Genomic DNA, 17,233 nt, shown 5'->3' on the forward strand with positions numbered 1-17,233 from the left:
CAGTCCCCCTCAGCAAACGGAGGGGGTAGCCTTCAGCGGTGCTGTTTTTGTGTTTGCCACAGCGCCGCAACGCTGAGAAACACGGTGACCATCAGGTATAACCCCGGCGCGAAGTGGCTGCCGGTAGCACTAATCAACAGCGTACAGATAAACGGCGCAAAGCCGCCAAACACCGTGACCGCCACGTTGTAACTGATCGACATCCCGCTGGCGCGGGTCGACACCGGGAAGATATCCGCCATCAACGACGGAATGGTGGAGAAGTAGACCGATTTCAGTAACGCCATCCAGCCCACCAACAACGCCAGCGACAGCGGCGTCACATTCAGGCTGGTCAGCCAGAAAGCAGGCAGCAGCGTAAACGCCATCAACACCAGCGCCACCCACAGCAGGCGCACGCGCCCGACACGTTCCGCGAGCAGACCGCCAATCGGCGTGACCACCGTCAGGATCACCCCGGCCAGCAGCGTGGCGCTATAGGCAGACGACGGCGGTAACCCCAGACTTTTCGTCGCCCAGGTCGGCACGTAGTTAAGCATATAGTTGATCGCGGTCGACACCACCATCAGACCGATCGCCAGCCCGATCAGACGTTTTTGCGCACCGAATAACAGCCTGACCGGATGGCGCGGTTTTTCCGTCTGCGCATAGGCCGCAGGTTCATGCACATGGCGACGGATCCACACGCCAACCGGACCAATCAGCAGACCGAAGGCGAACGGAATACGCCAGCCCCAGTCGCTGAGTTGCTCCGGGGTAAGCCACTGCGCCAGCCCGAGACCAAACGCGGACGCCAGCAGTGTGCTTGCCCCCTGCGTCGCAAACTGCCAGCTGGCGATAAACGCTTTTCGCTCCGGGAAGTGCTCCACCAGAAACGCGGTCGAGCTACCAAACTCACCACCGGCAGAGAACCCCTGAATCAACCGCGCCACCAGAATCAACAACGGTGCTGCCACGCCCAATGTGGCATACCCCGGCATAAAGGTGATCATCGCACCACCCAGCATCATCAGGTTAATGGAGAGCAGCAACGACGCCTTACGTCCATGCTTATCGGCGTACGCCCCCAGCACCACCGCGCCCAGCGGACGGATCAGAAAGGCCACGCCAAAGCTGCCAAATGCCAGCAATAACGACACTGTCGGGTTGGCGGTAGGGAAAAACGCATGCGCAATGTAGCTGGCGAAAAAGCCGTACACCGCGATATCAAACCACTCCAGCGCATTACCGATGCAGGTGGCGAACAGCGTTTTATAAAGGCTCGGGCGCTCTCCGCCCTGCTCGATTTCACGGGCAAGCGTACTCATTGCGCACCTCCGGCCTGATGTTGACGATGGCGCGCCAGCAGCTCACGCCCCTGTTCGCCTAAATCCCAAAACAGACGGGTCATGATTGCCAGGCCTTCACGGGCAATGGCAATCGGCAGATGTTCATCCGGTGCATGCTGCCCACAGGCAGGATATGAATGCGGCACCCACAGCGTCGGCAAACCTAAAATTCCGGCGAACACGTCGTTCGGCAGCGAGCCGCCCAGGTTTGGCAGCAGCGCTGGTTTACTGCTGCTGGTTTCCGCCATCACCTCAAGCGCCCAGTGCACCAGCGGATCGGTCGGATCGAAGCGAGTCGCCGGCGTTCCGCGCACATCGCTGATGGCAACCATCGAAAAACCGTGCGCATCGAGATGTTCACGCAGCGCCTGTTCCAGTGCTGTCCAGTCCGTGCCGACCACAAAGCGCAACTGACACACGGCGGTGGCGTGGCCGGGGATCGCATTCATGGGCTGCGCCGGGTTGCCGGTCAGAAACGACAACACTTCCAGCGTATTCCAGCCAAACAGCTTCTCGGCGGCCGACAACCCTGGCTCGCCCCAGTCCGGATCGGTTTGTGGATCGTTGTTACCGCGCGCCGGGGTGATATCTGCGAGGATCGCTTTTAAGGCAGGCGTTAGCGCAGGCGGCTTCAGCGCCGGGATACGCATTTCGCCTTTGCCATCCACCAGGCTGGCAATGGCGTTCGCCAGTTGCGTTCCGGGGTTGCTGAGCAGACCGCCCCAGTTGCCGGAGTGATAATCTTTGGCGCGGGCGTTGATGGTCAGGCGGAAGTTCGCGCAGCCGCGCGAGCCAAGAAACAGCGTCGGGCGATCCGCACTCAGGCGTGGGCCATCGGAGGCGATAAACAGATCCGCCTTCAGCCGTGTTTTCAACTGCTGACACACTTCCGCCAGCCCCGGCGAGCTCATCTCTTCGCCCATTTCACACAGCCAGACACAGTTAAAACCCAGCCGCCCCTGGCGAGCGTGGTACACCTGCGCCAGTGCCGCGAGGTTGACCGTATGCTGGCCTTTGTTATCGGCAGCGCCGCGCCCGTACCAGTTACCGTCGCGCTCCACCAGCGTCCAGGGTGATAACCCTTCCGTCCAGCGCGCGTCATCGCCAAACACCACATCACCGTGGCCATAGCACATCACGGTCGGCAGCGCCGGATCCTCTTCATAACGGGCGAGCAAAAAGGGCCGGGCGGCGTTAACCGGGTTGGCCACAATTTCCGTTTGAAAACCCATTTCACGAAACGCGGGAGTAAACGCCTCGTGGTAGTAGCGCAGCAGTTGATCGTCGCGGTCGGTGCGCTGGCTTTCGCTGGGAATAGCGACCCGGCTGGCGAGCGTCGTTTTAAAATGGCCGCTGTCAAACCACGCCAGCGCTTGCGCGATAAGTTGTTGTGTTGTCATGGTGTTTACCCTGTTCATGTTGCTGCCGGTGGCGCAACTGTCTGTTGTTGTCTTTTTGTTCTAAACCAGAACAGAGCCTTGCCACAATAATAATAATTGCAATTTGGCATTGCCTTTTTGATAAGGGTAAACTGCACAATCTCAGGGCACTGCACCGGAAACACCCATGCTGACCAATGAACTGCGTTATTTCCTCGCTGTCGCCACGTCCGGCTCGCTCAGCACCGCCAGCGAACAGCTTTATGTGGCGGGTTCCGCCATCAGCCGACAGATCCAAAAACTGGAGACCCGGCTGGGCGTGACGCTGTTTGAACGTCATGCGCGCGGCATGATCCTTACCGACGCGGGGCAAATTCTGGCGAACCATGTGCGCAAGAGCATGCGCGACATGGAGTATGCGCTGGCGGAAATTCAGGGCCTGAAAGCCGTGCGCAAAACGCTGGTGCGTATCGCCTGTACCGACGGCATGGCCTTTGATTTGCTGCCGGGTTTGCTGGCGCGTTTTCGCCAGCACTATCCGGGCGTCAGTTTTGATTTGCAGGTCGGCAGCGCGATGCAGGTGGCAGAGTGGATACGGCGCAGCGAGTGTGATGTGGCTTTTCAGTTCAGCCTCGCGCCGGAAAAAGAAGTGGAGATCATCGCCGCATGGCCTGCGCCGGTCCTGCTGTTGCTGGACTCAGCCCATCCGCTGGTGCAGCAGTCTGGCGTGGCGATTGATGATTTACACCCCTACCCGCTGGTGTTACCGGAAGCCGGCACCACTATTCGTCAGCTATTCGACCTGTCATGCCGGATGGCGGGCACCTTTCTCGAACCGGCATTCAGCAGCAATAACTTTTCTGCGCTGTATGAATTTACCCGCCACACACCGCAGGCGATTACCGTCTGTAGCCACTTCAGCGTACTGTGGCGTGCGCGGCTTGATGCAATGACACTGAAGCCGATGACCAATACCTCGCTCAGTCAGCGCACGTTGCAGATTCAGGTGCCGGGCAGCAAACACCGCCCGGCGGCGGTGAGCGCCTTTTTAGCGATGGCGGAGCACATACTGGGGGAAGAGCATGGGAAATGGATGCAGGATCTGGGGTGATGTTCCCCTCACCCCAGCCCTCTCCCCAGAGGGGAGAGGGAGATGAAGGTTCCCTCTCCCCTCCGGGAAAGTGCCTATACTGTTCCCTCTCCCCTTCGGGAAAGTGCCTATACTGTTCCCTCTCCCCTTCGGGGAGAGGGTTAGGGTGAGGGGAAAAACAACAGCATTACGTCAACCCGTCAATAATCACCTGCTTCATCCCCTGCGAACATGGCTCTACGCGCCCGCGCACCCCGTAAACCTGCGCCAGCGTCTGCGGGGTGATCACGTCGCCCGGCGCACCGTTGGCGACCAGTTCCCCTTGTTTCAGGATCAGCACATGATCGCCGTGACGCAGAGCGATATTGATATCGTGCACCACCACCACGGTAACGATATTGCGGCTTTGCGTTTCGCGCTTCACCAGATCCATCACATGGAACTGGTAGTTCAGATCCAGCGCACTGAGCGGTTCATCCAGCAGCAGTAACGAGGGTTGACGAATCAGCGACTGCGCCAGTCCCACCAGTTGTTTCTGCCCGCCAGAAAGCTGGTCGAGAAAGTGCAGCGCCAGGTGTTCAATACCGAGCTGTCGCAACAGTCCCATCACTTCCGCCTGTTTCGCCGCGCTGTGCAACCCGCCGGAGGCGCGCTGCGCAACGATAATCGACTCCAGCACATGCAGATGCACGCCCGCAGGCAGCGACTGCGGCAGGTACACCACCTGCTCCGCACGCTTCGCAAACGGCTGACTCAGCAGGTCAAGCCCGTCCAAACGCAGTTCGCCCTGCGCGCGGTTTAACCCGGCCATCGCCCGCAGCAGGGTCGATTTGCCACTGCCATTCGGCCCGAGCAAAATCGTCACTTTGCCGCGCGGCAAGAGCGGAATATTGAGGTTCGCAATAATCTGTCGTTGAGGGTAGCCCGCACCAAATCCGCGCAGGCTCAAACCATGTTGTCGGTTCATACACTCCCCCGGTGGCGCACAATGATGGTAATGAAAAACGGTACGCCGACCAGCGATGTCACGATGCCGACCGGGATAATGACGCCGGAAATCAGGTTCTTGGAAACGATAGACGCCAGCGATAACACCAGCGCGCCCAGCAATGCGCTGGCAGGCAGATAGAAGCGGTGATCTTCGCCAAACAGCATGCGGGCAATGTGCGGTGCCACCAGCCCGATAAAACCGATAGGCCCGACAAACGCCACTGACAGCGCCGAGAGAATACTGATGCGCAGCAGCGTCGCCAGCCGCAAGCGGCGCACGTTTATACCAAAACTGATGGCGCGATCTTCCCCTAAACGCAGGGAGGTTAGCTTCCATGAGCTGAGCATCGACAGCGGGGCAATCACCGCCAGCGCCAGCAGCAGAATGCCCAGTTTTTCCCACGAGGCGCGGGCAATGCTGCCCATGGTCCAGAACACCAACCCCTGTAAGGTGTCTTCGTTGGCGATAAACTGCAACATCGACACCAACGCGTTAAAAGTAAAGACCAGCGCAATGCCGAATAACACCACCCCGGAGGTCGCGACCTGCGTCCAGCGGGTGATGCCATCCAGCAGCAGCGCCGCCAGTAACGCAAAGAGAAACGCATTCGCTGAAATAAACCACTGCGCAGGCACACCGGGAAGACCAATGCCAAGCACAATCGCCAGCGCTGCGCCAAAGGCCGCCGCCGAAGAGACGCCGAGCGTAAACGGGCTGGCAAGCGGGTTATTGAGGATGGTCTGCATCTCCGCCCCCGCCAGTCCCAGCGTTAAACCGACGACAATCGCCATCAGCGCATAGGGCAGGCGGATATCCCAGACAATCACCTGTGTACCGGTATTCACGCTGCCGGGGTCGACCAGCGTTTGCCACAGCACGTTCAGCGGTAAGCCTGAAGGCCCAAGGGTAAAATCCAGCAGCATCGAGGCCATAATCAGCGCCACCAGCAGCGCCAGCAGGCCGATACGTTTGCGGATGATGCCGCGATAGCTGAGCATCAGGCCGTCGGCTGTAATGTCGGCCCGCTGTTCGCCCGATTCAATGGTGGTACTCATGACGCCTATTTGCCCTGCTGCCAGCTATACACGAAAGAGGTGTCCGGCAGTTTGGTGAAGTTTTTGATGATGTGATGGTACGTCGCATCCGGGTCGAGATCAGCAAAAGCCTGCGGATAAATATCTTTCGCCAGATATTCCATGCCGACGATGTTGTACGGATGGTTGTAGAAGTGGTGATAAACGCCGTAAACCCGTTTCGCCGCTATCGCCGGGATCTGGCTGACACCGGTGCGCTGTAACAACACCTGCGCCTGGGTGTTCACCTCATCCGGCGACACATTCAACCCTAACGGCAGCACCTGGCTGTTACCGCGTTTGGAGCCGGTCATGATGTACACATCCGGGTTGACGCTAATCAGTTTCTCCAGCGCAACAAAGCCGCTCGCTCCCGGCAGCAAATCCGATCCGATATTCTTCGCGCCCACCGCTTCAACTAACCCACCCCAGCCACTGTGCCCATGGGTAAAGCAGCAGGAATCGGTATTCCCCGCCAGCGCTTCAACAAAGACGCTGGGTTTCGGGTTGATGGTCGCGGTTTTCTGCTCAATGGCGTGCAGTTGCTGGCGATAATAGGCGGTATACGCCGCCGCATTGCTTTCGCGGTTGAGGACTTTGCCCAGCAGGTCGATACTCGGCGCGGTGTCTTTCGCCGGGTTGACTTCATAATCGATAAACACAACCGGGATCTTCAGCGCAGTCAGTTTCTGCAATACGCCGCTCTCTTCCAGCGCGGGTCTGGCGCGAAGCTGGGCGATCATCAGATCCGGCTGTTTCGACAGCACGCTTTCCAGGTCGACATTGCCCTTATCGCTAAAGCCCATATCCATAATATGGGTCGCTTCCGGCCACTGCGTTTTCAGCATCTCCCAGGTGGCGACATCCTGTTTTTTCGCCAGGTTATTCCATGCCACCAGTCGTTTAAACGGGTCGTCGCGATCCAGCAACGCCATCGCCATAATGTCGCGCCCGTCCTGCAAAATAATGCGTTGCGGTTCGTGTTCGACGGTGACGCTGCGACCATCGAAATCGGTGACGGTGAGAGGATATTGACTGGCGTGAGCCAGTAACGGGGCGGAGAGAACAACGGAAAGAACAAGCCTGGCGATGGATTTCCCTTGCATAAAAAACAACCTGTCGATAGTTGGAATATAATGATTTTGATAATTATTATCATGTCAAATTAAACAAATCATATACAGAATCAATAATTCGCCCTGCTTCCCCCTGCCGCTTAACATCCTGATTCGTTTTGTGTTTCTCTGACATAGTTTTTAACGGCTTTTCATCAGCGTGATGGATTACCCTCATGCCCTGCCCTGTTTTACGGATACCACCATGAAATATCCTCTGCTGTTGCTGCTCGGTCTGTTCTCAACCGCCCATGCCAACGACGCGATTAAGCTCAATTGCCCGGTACGTGGCGCACTGACGGTGTCGTTTTTTGATTACCATCTGATCACGATGAAGTGGGGCGATCATTTCCAGGTCGCCTCCGGTAAAGAGCAGGGGCGTACCAAAGCGGGCGTGCCGTTCTGGAGCACGACGTTTGGTAACGGCGACAACCTCGCCTTCTTCCCGGACTCCGGGGCGTATTATCTGTTTTATGCAGGTTCACAGGAACCGGTGCAGTGCACCGAGGTGGGAAGCTATGCTTACCCGGTGATCACGCCGCCACGCTATGAGAACAACGGGGGTGTCACGGAGAGTCAGGCGAAACGAACAGAAGATGATGTGGTGCTGCTGCACCCGGCAGCGTAGTTTTCCGGTTTTCCCGTTTTCCCCTCACCCTGCCCCTCTCCCCAAAGGAGAGAGGGGATGAAAGGCAGACCACCTTTCCCCAACAGAGAAGGGATAAAAAAACAGACCACCTCTCCCCGACGGAGAGGGGATAAAAAACAGACCACCTTTCCCCGACGGAGACGGGGTAAAAAACTGCCCCCTCTCTCCCTGTGATAATCGCGATAAACCAGACGAACTCTTGCTACGCGAACACCCCGTTTGCCACCTCTGCAGGCGTGACCACGCCGCTGTCCAGCACCCAACCGCTAATCAGCGCGGCGGGAGTAACGTCGAACGCGGGGTTATAGACCTGCGCATTTTCCGGCGCCCACTGAACCGCGCCAAAACTGCCTGCCACACCGGTCACTTCCGCCGCCGCACGCTGTTCAATCGGAATGGCGTCGCCGTTCGGGCAACCTCTGTCGAGGGTGGTTTGCGGTGCGGCAACGTAGAATGGCACGCCGTGGAATTTCGCCAGCACCGCCAGGGAATAAGTGCCAATTTTATTCGCCACATCGCCATTGGCGGCAATACGGTCCGCGCCGACCCACACCGCATCAACCTGCCCCTTCGCCATCAGGCTGGCGGCCATTGAATCGGTAATAAGCTGATAAGGGACGCCCAGTTCGCCCAGTTCCCAGGCAGTCAGCCGCCCCCCCTGCAACAGCGGGCGGGTTTCATCCACCCACACATTCGCCACCTTGCCTTGCTGGTGTGCTTTCGCAATCACCCCTAACGCCGTGCCAACGCCTGCCGTCGCCAGCCCGCCGGTGTTGCAGTGGGTCAGCAAGCGACTGCCAGGAGTGACCAGCGCAACGCCTGCGTGGGCAATGTCGTCGCAAAGCTGCCGGTCTTCGTCAATTAAACGCAGCGCTTCCGCCGTCAGTGCGGCGACAAAATCGTCCTGCGCCAGCGCCAGTTTCATACGGTCGAGGTTATTCATCAGGTTGACTGCGGTCGGGCGGGCAGCGCGCAGGGTTTCCAGCGCCTGCGCCAGTTGCTCGCGGTCTGCACCTTGCTCCGCCAGGAGCGCCAGCAACAGGCTGGCAGACAGACCAATCAGCGGCGCACCGCGCACGCGCAGGGCATGAATATGCCCGACAAGTTCTTCTACCGTGGTGGCAGGCAGCCAGCATTTCTCCTGCGGTAGCGCCTGCTGATCGAGAATAAAGAGCTGGTTTTCGACAACCCGCAGGCTGGTAGTCTGTAATGACGGCATATCGTTAAATCCCTGTTGCGTTGTTGTATCGTATTGTGTCAGGATGAAGTCCGGATGTATAGACGTCTAAATGGCTTTGTTTGCAAAAAGAGGATCGAGGCAATGTCGCAATACCGTACCTTTACCGCCCGCGATGCCGTGGCATACGCCCAACAATTTGGCGGCCTGGACACCCCGTCCGAGCTGGTTGACGCGCAGGAGGTGGGCGACGGTAATCTCAATCTGGTGTTCAAAATTTTCGACCGCCAGGGCGTCAGCCGCATTATCGTCAAACAGGCCCTGCCCTACGTGCGCTGCGTCGGAGAATCCTGGCCGTTAACGCTGGACAGAGCCCGTCTGGAAGCGCAAACGCTGGTCGAGCATTATCAGCACAGCCCGCAACACACCGTTAAAATTCATCACTTCGACCCGCAACTGGCGGTGATGGTGATGGAAGATCTCTCCGATCATAAGATCTGGCGCGGCGAACTGATCAATAACGTTGACTACCCGCAGGCAGCCGCGCAACTGGGGGAATACCTGGCGCAAACCCTGTTTCATACCAGCGATTTTTACCTGCATCCCCATGCCAAAAAAGCGCAGGTAGCGCAGTTTATCAACCCGGAAATGTGTGAAATCACCGAGGATCTGTTCTTTAACGATCCGTACCAGATCCACGAACGCAACAACTACCCCGCAGAGCTGGAAGCCGATGTCGCCGCCCTGCGCGAGGATGCACAACTGAAACTGGCGGTTGCCTCGCTCAAACACCGTTTCTTTTCGCAGGCTGAAGCCTTGTTGCATGGCGACATTCACAGTGGTTCGATTTTTGTTGCCGAAGGCAGCCTGAAAGCCATCGATGCCGAGTTCGGTTATTTCGGCCCGATGGGCTTTGATATCGGCACCGCCATTGGCAACCTGCTGCTGAACTACTGCGGCCTGCCGGGGCATCTCGGCATTCGCGATGCCGCTGCTGCACGCGAGTTGCGTCTGAATGATATCCAGGCCCTGTGGACCACCTTCGCAGCGCGTTTTCAGGCGCTGGCGGCAGAGAAAACCCGCGATGCGGCACTGGCGCAGCCAGGCTATGCCAGCGCTTTTTTACAAAAAGTGTGGGTGGATGCCATCGGTTTCTGCGGCACTGAACTGATTCGCCGCAGTGTCGGGCTGTCGCACGTGGCGGATATTGATACCATCGCCGATGACGAGATGCGCCACGCCTGCCTGCGCCATGCCATCACCCTCGGCAAGGCGCTGATTGTGATTGCCGGGCGTATTGATAGCGTCGGGGAGTTGATTGCCCGGGTGCGGCAGTACAGCTAGTTTCCCCTCACCCCGGCCCTCTCCCTGGAAGGGAGAGGGAGTAAAAGCGGTCTCGCCCCGGTACGCCTTCAAAGGGTGTGGGAGTAAACATCCCCACGCCGGACTCTCTTTATTCCCTCTCCCCTCCGGGGAGAGGGTCAGGGTGAGGGGGAAACCGCGCTCCAGCTATTCCCTCTCCCCTCCGGGGAGAGGGTCAGGGTGAGGGGAAACCGGGCTCCAGCTATTCCCTCTCCCCTCCGGGGAGAGGGTCAGGGTGAAGGGGAAACCGCGCTCCAGCTATTCCCTCTCCCCTCCGGGGAGAGGGTCAGGGTGAGGGGAAACCGGGCTCCAGCTATTCCCTCTCCCCTCCGGGGAGAGGCTTAGGGTGAGGGGAAACCCGGCTCCAGCCTTACCCCAAATACTCAATCACCGACAACCCACCGTTGTAATCCGTACTGTAAATAATCCCCTGCGCATCCACAAACACGTCGCAAGACTGGATCACGCGCGGACGCCCTGGCCGGGTATCCATCATTGTTGCCGGTGCCGCGGGCACCAGCGCGCCGGTCTCCACCGGGCGATACGGGTTGGAAATATCGTAAGCGCGAACGCCCGCATTCTGATACGTGGCAAAAATCAGCGTGGAGCTGATAAAGCTGCCCGGGCGGTTTTCGTGCAGGTTGTGCGGCCCGAAATGCGCCCCTTTCGCCACGTAATCCGTTTCGTCCGGCTGGGGGAAGGTTGAGATGCTGACCGGGTTGGACGGATCGCGAATATCAAACAGCCAAATCAGTTTCTCGCCATCTTCCTGATTGTCGAGCACCGCTTCATCAAGCACCACCAGCAGATCGCGGTCGGGCAACGGCAGCGCGGTATGCGTGCCGCCGCCGAATGGCGGACTCCAGTTGCGATGGCTGATCAGCTTCGGCGCACTGCGATCTTTCACATCCAGCAGCGTCAGGCCGCCATCGCGCCAGCTACCGTAAGCCGTGTCGCCAGCGATAATGGCGTGATGAAGCGCGTAGCGTTTGCCTTCCGGCCATGCGGGTGTTTCACCTGCGGCCTGGTTCATCCCCGGCAACCACCAACGCCCGGCAACCTGCGGTTTACGCGGGTCGGCCAGATCGATGGTCAGGAAGATATAGTCGGTGAAACCGTCGATCAACGCCGAGACATACGCCCAGCGACCGCCGACGTACCAGATACGGTGGATGCCAATGCCGTTCAGCGACAGGAAGCTGATTTCACGGGGTTTATCCGGTGTGGAGATATCAAAAATGCGCAGCCCGGCACTCCAGCCTTTGTCCTGCACATCGCTGACCGTGTCACCGACCGACCGGGTGTAATAGACCTTTTCATCGGCAAAGCGCGCATCGGCGAACAGGTCGCGGGCATTGATCACCAGCAGCAGATCGTCGTGAGCTTGCAGATGCACATTCCAGGTGCCGGGTGGCGCAGGCACATATCCTGCCGCTTTCGGGTTTTTCGGGTCGCGCACATCCACAATAGAAAAACCCTGCGACACCATATGACCAATGTACGCAAAGCCGCGATGCACCATTAACTGGACGCCATCCGGGCGCCCTCCCTGGTCGCTGTGCCCAATCAGCCGCATATTGCGGCTATATTCGGGACGCGGAAGTTCAGTTGCCATGATTCATCCTTTCAACAGCCGTATTGCTCTTCGCAGGCCAGGCAGCGCTAAAGGCTTATCTGGCCTGCGGTTTCGGCCTGGATTGTTATTTGTTTTTCGCTTCCAGCGTAGCGAACCACGGGGCGATAAAGTCTTCGGTCTGGCCCCAGCCCGGAATGATTTTGCCCAGCGAGGCCACGTTTACCGCACCCGGCTGGCTGGCCAGCAGCGCCTGCGGGATCGCCGCCGCTTTAAAGTCATACGTTGCAGGCGTCTGTTCACCGGCAATCTTGTTGGCGATCAAACGCACGTTAGTTGCGCCAATCAGCTTCGGATCCACCGCCACGCTCACTTTCCACGGGCTGTTGGCTTCCCGCATCAGTTGCAGATCCTGGTTAGACACATCGATGCTGTAGAGTTTAATCTCGGTGCGTCCGTTCTCTTTCAGCGCTTTATACGCGCCCTGGCTGAACGCATCCCAGGTCCCCCAGATCGCGTCGATTTTGCCTTTCGGGTATTTCGCCAGCACTGCGCCGACTTTGTTGGCGGTATCGCCCTGCACGTCAGAGGAGACCGCGCCAATCGATTCCAGCTCTTTGATACCCGGGTTCGCTTTCAGCAGTTCCGCGTAGGCCGCCTGGCGGCGCTCCATGGGCGGGAAGCCAGCAACCCACAGTTTGATGATGTTGGCTTTACCGTTGAAGTCTTTCACCAGCTCGCCAAAGGAGAGTTTGGTCAGCGACGCATCATCCTGCTGGGTAACGGTCACGCCCGGGATCTCACCGTTCACGGCAGTATCGAACACCGACACTTTAATCCCGGCGGCGACGGCTTTTTTGATCAGATCGGTGGAGTACGGGTCGCGCCCCTGCGAGAGGATAATACCGTCATACTTCTGGCTGATGGCCTGATTGACGAAATCCTGGAATTTCGCGTCATCACCGTTGCTGAGGAAGGTGCTGATTTTAAAGCCCAGCTTTTTCCCTTCCTGCAACGCGCCGGAGACAAACTGCGTGGTGTTATCGTCCGACCCGAGGTTACGGATCAGCGCAATACGCACCGGTCCATTATGATTGGCAATGGCGTCCGGCACCGGTGCAGGCGTGGCCGCGTGGCCCGGCAGCGCGCTCAGTAATCCCAGCGCCAACAGCGAAAGTGCAATTTTTTTCATGTCTGTTTTCCCCTGAATAATTAACGACGCTGGAAGTAAGTCAACGCAAGAGCACCGGCCAGCACCAGCCCCTTAATAATGTCCATTGCGTAATACGGCACTGACAGCATCACCAGCCCGTTTTGCAGCACACCGAGGATCACCGCCCCCACCAGCGTGCCGAAGGCATTCGGTTTACCGGACCCCGCCAGCGAAAAGCCGATCCATGCTGCCGCTACGGCATCCATCAGGTAGCCGCCGCCGGCATTCACCTGCGATGAGCCAATGCGCGAGGCCAGCAAAATCCCGCCCAGCCCTGCCAGCAGCGAAGAGATAACGTAAGCCGCAACCTTGTAGCGCGTGGTGCGAATACCAGAAAGTCTTGCCGCTTCCGGGTTGCCGCCAATGGCGTACATCCGGCGACCGTGGGTCGTCAGTGACAAACCAAGCTGCGCGACCAGCGTCACCACCAGCATAATCACAACAATCGTCGGTACCTGGCCCAGCGAAGCAAACGCGGCCGGGATGGTGCCTTCCGCCATGTCGCCGCTCGGCAGTACCATGTTTTCAGTGATCGAGCCGCCGTAGCTGTAGGTCATCGCCACGCCCTGAATCACGAACAGGCTGCCGAGCGTGGCCAGCATATCGGGAATGCGCAGCACCACGATCAGGAAGGCGTTAAACAGGCCGACCAGCGTACAAAGCACCAGCGTGATAAGGATCGATTCGGTGGTGCCGAAGCCGTGCCAGACAAACAGCGAAATCACCAGCGCATTGGCCAGTGAAGCGGTCGAACCGACCGACAGGTCAAACCCGCCGATGGTCAGCGAAATGGAGACGCCAACGGCGATCACCGTCACGATGGCAATCGAACGTAAAATGTTGATGATGTTGAAGGGATCGAGGAAGTTGTCCGATGCCACGCCAAAAATCGCGATCAGCGCGACAACGGTAAGCAACATGCCCCATTTATAAAGAAAATCAAAAAACTGCTGGCGGGGCGTCACCGCCGCATTGACTGTCAGGGCCTTACTCACGGCGCCGTTCCTCCGGTGGAATAATAAAGTAGTGTCTCTTCGCGGGCATCCTCGCCCGGCACTTCTGCAACAATGCGCCCGTCCCACAGCACACAAATCCGATCACATAAACCCACCAGCTCGGCGAATTCCCCCGACGCATAGATCACGCCTTTGCCTTCCCGCGCCAGGCCATCAATCAGCTGGAACAGATCGGTCTTCGCCTTGACGTCCACCCCTTTGGTCGGCTCATCAAAAATCAGCACGTTCGCATTGCCACGCAGCCATTTGCCAATAGCCACTTTCTGCTGGTTGCCGCCAGAGAGGCGACGCAGTGTTTGCCCCGGCCCGGTCGTGCGCACGCCCACGCGGGCAATCACTTCCTGCGCCCAGCGCCACGCCTGGCGGTGACCAAACAGACTCCAGCGCGAAAAGCTGTTATCCGCGCTGATGGATAAATTCATGCTGATGGGCTCTTCAATAAAGATGCCCTCTTTGCGCCGCTCTTCCGGAACCAGCGCCAGACCGCGCGTTACTGAATCCGCCGGATCGCGGGGTCGCCACGGTTGGTTATTCAGCTCACCGCGGGTAATGCGGCTTTTACTCGCGCCAAACAGCGCTTTGCAAAGTTCGGTTTTCCCCGCCCCCGCCAGCCCGGCGATGCCGAGGATTTCCCCTTTGCGCAGCCGCAACGAGATATCTTTCAGCAGCCCTTCATCATGCAGACCGTCAACGCTCAGCAGCACTTCATCACTGTGCGGCGGACGCGCAGGCGGATAAATATCGCTCAGTTCATGGCCGAGCATTTTTTCCACGATCTGCTCGCCGCTCAGATCGGCCATCGGGCCGGACTCAATCAGTTTGCCGTCGCGCAGCACGGTTAAGGTGTCGCAAATGGCCTTCAGTTCATGGATGCGGTGCGAGATAAACACCACGCCAATGCCCTGCTGTTGCAGGCGTTTCACCACGGTGAATAAGCGCTCACTTTCCCGGCTATCAAGAGGAGCGGTCGGTTCATCAAGGATTAAAAAACGGCAGCGATGCGAGAGCGCGCGCGCCAGCAGGATTTGCTGTTTTTCCGCCAGCGAGCAAGTGTCAATTGAGCGTTTAACATCCAGCGTCACATCGAGCTGCGCCAGCGCTTCCCGCGCCTGCTGGCGAATCTCGCCCCAGCGGTAGCGGTGCCCCTCTTCGGCCAGCTTATCGAGCATGATGTTTTCCGCGATGCTCAAACCGGGGATCAGCGCGACATCCACTTCCTGCTGCACCAGGTGGATGCCAAACATTTTGGCGTCGCGCGGTGTGCGAATACTCACTACCTGGTTATTGATGCTGATTTCGCCTTCGTAGTGATCGTGCGTTCCGCACAGTACCGCCATCAGCGTGGACTTCCCCGCGCCGTTGGCGCCGGTTAACGCATGCACTGAACCGCCCCGTAAGGTGAAATCCACGTGCGACAGCGCCCGGAAGCCGCCAAAGGCCAGGCTTATGGTGCGCATTTCGAGGTGGTTGCTGCTCATGCTGCGGAAATCCCTGCCATTAATAGATTGATTTAACGAATTTTTCACAGCCTTGCTTGACTGGCAACGACAGAAAAGGCATAAGATAAAGCAAAATAATATTAGCCATCCGGATGTCCAGACATAACATCGGGTTAGCCATTACGCACAAGGACACAACACATGAGCAACACTGATATTCGCGTCGTACCCGGCCCCGCTAACTACTATTCCCATGCCGGGAGCCTTGCGCGTTTGCACGATTTCTACAGCGCGGAGCAGCTCTCCCGCGCGGTGTGGATCTACGGCGAACGCGCCTTTGCTGGCGCAAAAGCGTTTCTGCCGGAAGGGTTTAACGCGCCAGGTGCGAAACATATTCTGTTTAAAGGCCACTGTAGTGAGCGCGATGTTGGCGAGCTGGTTGAGCAAGCGGGGGATGACCGCGCAGTGGTGATTGGCGTGGGCGGCGGAGCACTGCTGGATACCGCCAAAGCGGTGGCGCGCCGTCTGGGTTTGCCTGTGGTGGCGATCCCGACCATTGCCGCGACCTGCGCAGCCTGGACGCCGCTGTCGGTGTGGTACAACGATGCCGGGCAGGCGCTGCAATTCGAAATCTTCGACGACGCCAATTTCCTGGTGCTGGTGGAACCGCAGATCATCCTTAATGCCCCGGCGGAATATTTACTGGCGGGCATTGGCGATACGCTGGCGAAATGGTACGAAGCGGTGGTGCTGGCGCCACAGCCGGAAAATCTGCCGTTAACCGTGCGTCTGGGCATTAATGGCGCGCTGGCCATTCGTGATGTGTTACTGGAAAGCAGTGAGCAGGCGCTGGCCGATCAGCAGCGCGGCGACGTGACGCAAGCGTTTCGCGATGTGGTGGATGCGATTATCGCTGGCGGCGGTATGGTTGGCGGTCTTGGCGAGCGTTATACCCGCGTTGCGGCTGCACATGCGGTGCACAACGGGCTGACCGTGTTACCGCAAACGGATAAATTCCTGCATGGCACCAAAGTGGCTTACGGCATTCTGGTGCAGAGCGCCCTGCTCGGCCAGGACGATGTGTTGGCGCAGTTGATTGACGCTTATCAGCGTTTCAACCTGCCGACCACGCTGGCCGCGCTGGATGTCGACATCACTCACCGCGCCGAACTGGACAAGGTGATTGCGCATACCCTGCGCCCGGTTGAATCTATTCATTATCTGCCGGTAGAACTCACCGCCGACACGCTACGCGCAGCATTTGAAAAAGTGGAAACCCTAACGCGTTGATATGCGAGCCCGGCGTGAGGTGCAACGCCGGGCGAAATCCTATCCAGTGATCAACGGGACCTGATTGACGGCCTCAAGCCATTTACCTTTCAGAAGCCTGTAACTATGCGGCTAACAGCCAGGAGACTCAGACGGTTGAGATTAACAGACTGAGTCTCCTTTTTTATCAGTCGAACAAAAGGTTATACATTATTTTTTGTATTTTTCAGGCAAGTACTCAGGTCTTTCGACCATCTTTATCAATTTCACAAGTTCATCCTTGTAAAAAGCCAGTTCGTCTTTATCACCACAGCCAGTAATGCGAAAAATCTCTTCATCTGAACAATTATTCATGATGTGATCGATGCATCCTTCATACACCATGAGTTCCCCTTCAGAAGCTCTCACATGAAATAATGTAACACTGGCAACACATTCTTTCTGTAACAAGTCCATTACCTTACCACCTGACATAATCAGAGAATTTCTGCCTGAACTGCTCTAATTGAGCATTTGAGTGAATCGCCACAGATTTAACAGACACCTCAGAGTCATTCCC

The 17,233-nt window shown here is 57.9% G+C and carries 15 protein-coding genes; 4 read left to right on the forward strand and 11 right to left on the reverse strand.

Going from position 1 to position 17,233, the window contains the following annotated elements; genetic code table 11:
- Positions 1-32 precede the first annotated feature (32 nt).
- Both ACQ3G7_RS04955 and ACQ3G7_RS04960 read right to left on the reverse strand, forming a co-directional pair.
- A complete protein-coding gene (locus ACQ3G7_RS04955; RefSeq protein WP_430889048.1) occupies positions 33-1,307 on the reverse strand; it encodes an MFS transporter in 1,275 nt (424 codons plus the stop codon).
- Positions 1,304-2,728 carry a M20 family metallopeptidase gene (locus ACQ3G7_RS04960; RefSeq protein WP_430889049.1) on the reverse strand — a complete coding sequence of 475 codons (1,425 nt, stop codon included), beginning with the start codon at positions 2,726-2,728 and terminating at the stop codon, positions 1,304-1,306. The genes ACQ3G7_RS04955 and ACQ3G7_RS04960 overlap by 4 nt, the downstream gene beginning before the upstream one ends.
- Before the next feature lie 166 nt (positions 2,729-2,894).
- Between ACQ3G7_RS04960 and ACQ3G7_RS04965 the strand changes: the two genes are divergently transcribed.
- Positions 2,895-3,818 (forward strand): LysR family transcriptional regulator, encoded by a 924-nt coding sequence (locus ACQ3G7_RS04965; protein WP_430889050.1) that lies wholly within the window; start codon positions 2,895-2,897, stop codon positions 3,816-3,818.
- A 166-nt stretch (positions 3,819-3,984) separates the two neighbouring features.
- Here the strand turns inward: ACQ3G7_RS04965 and ACQ3G7_RS04970 are convergent, their stop codons facing one another.
- From ACQ3G7_RS04970 to ACQ3G7_RS04980, 3 genes are read right to left on the reverse strand one after another with little or no spacing between them, the layout of a single operon-like run.
- Positions 3,985-4,764, reverse strand: coding sequence for an ABC transporter ATP-binding protein (locus ACQ3G7_RS04970; RefSeq protein ID WP_263097589.1), 780 nt, complete (start codon positions 4,762-4,764; stop codon positions 3,985-3,987).
- Complete coding sequence (locus ACQ3G7_RS04975; protein ID WP_263100944.1) at positions 4,761-5,789, reverse strand: FecCD family ABC transporter permease; 1,029 nt, start codon at positions 5,787-5,789, stop codon at positions 4,761-4,763. Before ACQ3G7_RS04975 ends, ACQ3G7_RS04970 begins: the two co-directional genes overlap by 4 nt.
- Positions 5,790-5,848: 59 nt before the next feature.
- On the reverse strand, positions 5,849-6,967 hold the full coding sequence (locus ACQ3G7_RS04980; protein WP_430889051.1) for an ABC transporter substrate-binding protein: 1,119 nt from the start codon (positions 6,965-6,967) through the stop codon (positions 5,849-5,851).
- Between the two features lie 214 nt (positions 6,968-7,181).
- Between ACQ3G7_RS04980 and ACQ3G7_RS04985 the strand changes: the two genes are divergently transcribed.
- Complete coding sequence (locus ACQ3G7_RS04985; RefSeq protein WP_430889052.1) at positions 7,182-7,604, forward strand: hypothetical protein; 423 nt, start codon at positions 7,182-7,184, stop codon at positions 7,602-7,604.
- Between the two features lie 223 nt (positions 7,605-7,827).
- On the opposite strand, the gene mtnA is transcribed toward ACQ3G7_RS04985, so the two are convergent.
- A complete protein-coding gene (gene mtnA, locus ACQ3G7_RS04990) occupies positions 7,828-8,844 on the reverse strand; it encodes an S-methyl-5-thioribose-1-phosphate isomerase (protein WP_430889053.1) in 1,017 nt (338 codons plus the stop codon).
- Positions 8,845-8,946: 102 nt separating this feature from the next.
- Between mtnA and mtnK the strand changes: the two genes are divergently transcribed.
- On the forward strand, positions 8,947-10,146 hold the full coding sequence (gene mtnK / locus ACQ3G7_RS04995; protein WP_430889054.1) for an S-methyl-5-thioribose kinase: 1,200 nt from the start codon (positions 8,947-8,949) through the stop codon (positions 10,144-10,146).
- A gap of 388 nt (positions 10,147-10,534) precedes the next feature.
- Here the strand turns inward: mtnK and ACQ3G7_RS05000 are convergent, their stop codons facing one another.
- From ACQ3G7_RS05000 to ACQ3G7_RS05015, 4 genes are all read right to left on the reverse strand, one after another.
- Complete coding sequence (locus tag ACQ3G7_RS05000) at positions 10,535-11,779, reverse strand: LVIVD repeat-containing protein (RefSeq protein ID WP_430889055.1); 1,245 nt, start codon at positions 11,777-11,779, stop codon at positions 10,535-10,537.
- 85 nt (positions 11,780-11,864) lie between these two features.
- Positions 11,865-12,929, reverse strand: a complete 1,065-nt coding sequence (locus ACQ3G7_RS05005) for a sugar ABC transporter substrate-binding protein (RefSeq protein WP_263097595.1) — start codon at positions 12,927-12,929, stop codon at positions 11,865-11,867.
- A 20-nt stretch (positions 12,930-12,949) separates the two neighbouring features.
- A complete protein-coding gene (locus ACQ3G7_RS05010; protein WP_263097596.1) occupies positions 12,950-13,945 on the reverse strand; it encodes an ABC transporter permease in 996 nt (331 codons plus the stop codon).
- Positions 13,942-15,444 (reverse strand): sugar ABC transporter ATP-binding protein, encoded by a 1,503-nt coding sequence (locus tag ACQ3G7_RS05015; RefSeq protein WP_430889056.1) that lies wholly within the window; start codon positions 15,442-15,444, stop codon positions 13,942-13,944. The genes ACQ3G7_RS05010 and ACQ3G7_RS05015 overlap by 4 nt, the downstream gene beginning before the upstream one ends.
- Positions 15,445-15,606: 162 nt before the next feature.
- Between ACQ3G7_RS05015 and ACQ3G7_RS05020 the strand changes: the two genes are divergently transcribed.
- A complete protein-coding gene (locus ACQ3G7_RS05020; RefSeq protein WP_430889057.1) occupies positions 15,607-16,695 on the forward strand; it encodes an oxidoreductase in 1,089 nt (362 codons plus the stop codon).
- A gap of 189 nt (positions 16,696-16,884) precedes the next feature.
- On the opposite strand, the gene ACQ3G7_RS05025 is transcribed toward ACQ3G7_RS05020, so the two are convergent.
- Positions 16,885-17,130: a hypothetical protein gene (locus ACQ3G7_RS05025; protein ID WP_430889058.1), complete on the reverse strand. Its 246-nt coding sequence runs from the start codon at positions 17,128-17,130 to the stop codon at positions 16,885-16,887.
- Positions 17,131-17,233: the final 103 nt, after the last annotated feature.

It is taken from the genome of Kosakonia sp. N21 (assembly GCF_050587465.1).
GTDB lineage: Bacteria > Pseudomonadota > Gammaproteobacteria > Enterobacterales > Enterobacteriaceae.

Bases quoted from the DNA above. Each gene is read 5' to 3' on its own strand.
- ACQ3G7_RS04965 (WP_430889050.1), top strand. From the start codon at position 2,895: ATGCTGACCAATGAACTGCGTTATTTCCTCGCTGTCGCCACGTCCGGC.
- ACQ3G7_RS05015 (WP_430889056.1), bottom strand. From the start codon at position 15,444: ATGAGCAGCAACCACCTCGAAATGCGCACCATAAGCCTGGCCTTTGGC.
- ACQ3G7_RS04985 (WP_430889052.1), top strand. From the start codon at position 7,182: ATGAAATATCCTCTGCTGTTGCTGCTCGGTCTGTTCTCAACCGCCCAT.
- ACQ3G7_RS04955 (WP_430889048.1), bottom strand. From the start codon at position 1,307: ATGAGTACGCTTGCCCGTGAAATCGAGCAGGGCGGAGAGCGCCCGAGC.
- ACQ3G7_RS04970 (WP_263097589.1), bottom strand. From the start codon at position 4,764: ATGAACCGACAACATGGTTTGAGCCTGCGCGGATTTGGTGCGGGCTAC.
- ACQ3G7_RS05020 (WP_430889057.1), top strand. From the start codon at position 15,607: ATGAGCAACACTGATATTCGCGTCGTACCCGGCCCCGCTAACTACTAT.
- ACQ3G7_RS04980 (WP_430889051.1), bottom strand. From the start codon at position 6,967: ATGCAAGGGAAATCCATCGCCAGGCTTGTTCTTTCCGTTGTTCTCTCC.
- mtnA (WP_430889053.1), bottom strand. From the start codon at position 8,844: ATGCCGTCATTACAGACTACCAGCCTGCGGGTTGTCGAAAACCAGCTC.
- ACQ3G7_RS05005 (WP_263097595.1), bottom strand. From the start codon at position 12,929: ATGAAAAAAATTGCACTTTCGCTGTTGGCGCTGGGATTACTGAGCGCG.
- mtnK (WP_430889054.1), top strand. From the start codon at position 8,947: ATGTCGCAATACCGTACCTTTACCGCCCGCGATGCCGTGGCATACGCC.
- ACQ3G7_RS05025 (WP_430889058.1), bottom strand. From the start codon at position 17,130: ATGGACTTGTTACAGAAAGAATGTGTTGCCAGTGTTACATTATTTCAT.
- ACQ3G7_RS05000 (WP_430889055.1), bottom strand. From the start codon at position 11,779: ATGGCAACTGAACTTCCGCGTCCCGAATATAGCCGCAATATGCGGCTG.
- ACQ3G7_RS04960 (WP_430889049.1), bottom strand. From the start codon at position 2,728: ATGACAACACAACAACTTATCGCGCAAGCGCTGGCGTGGTTTGACAGC.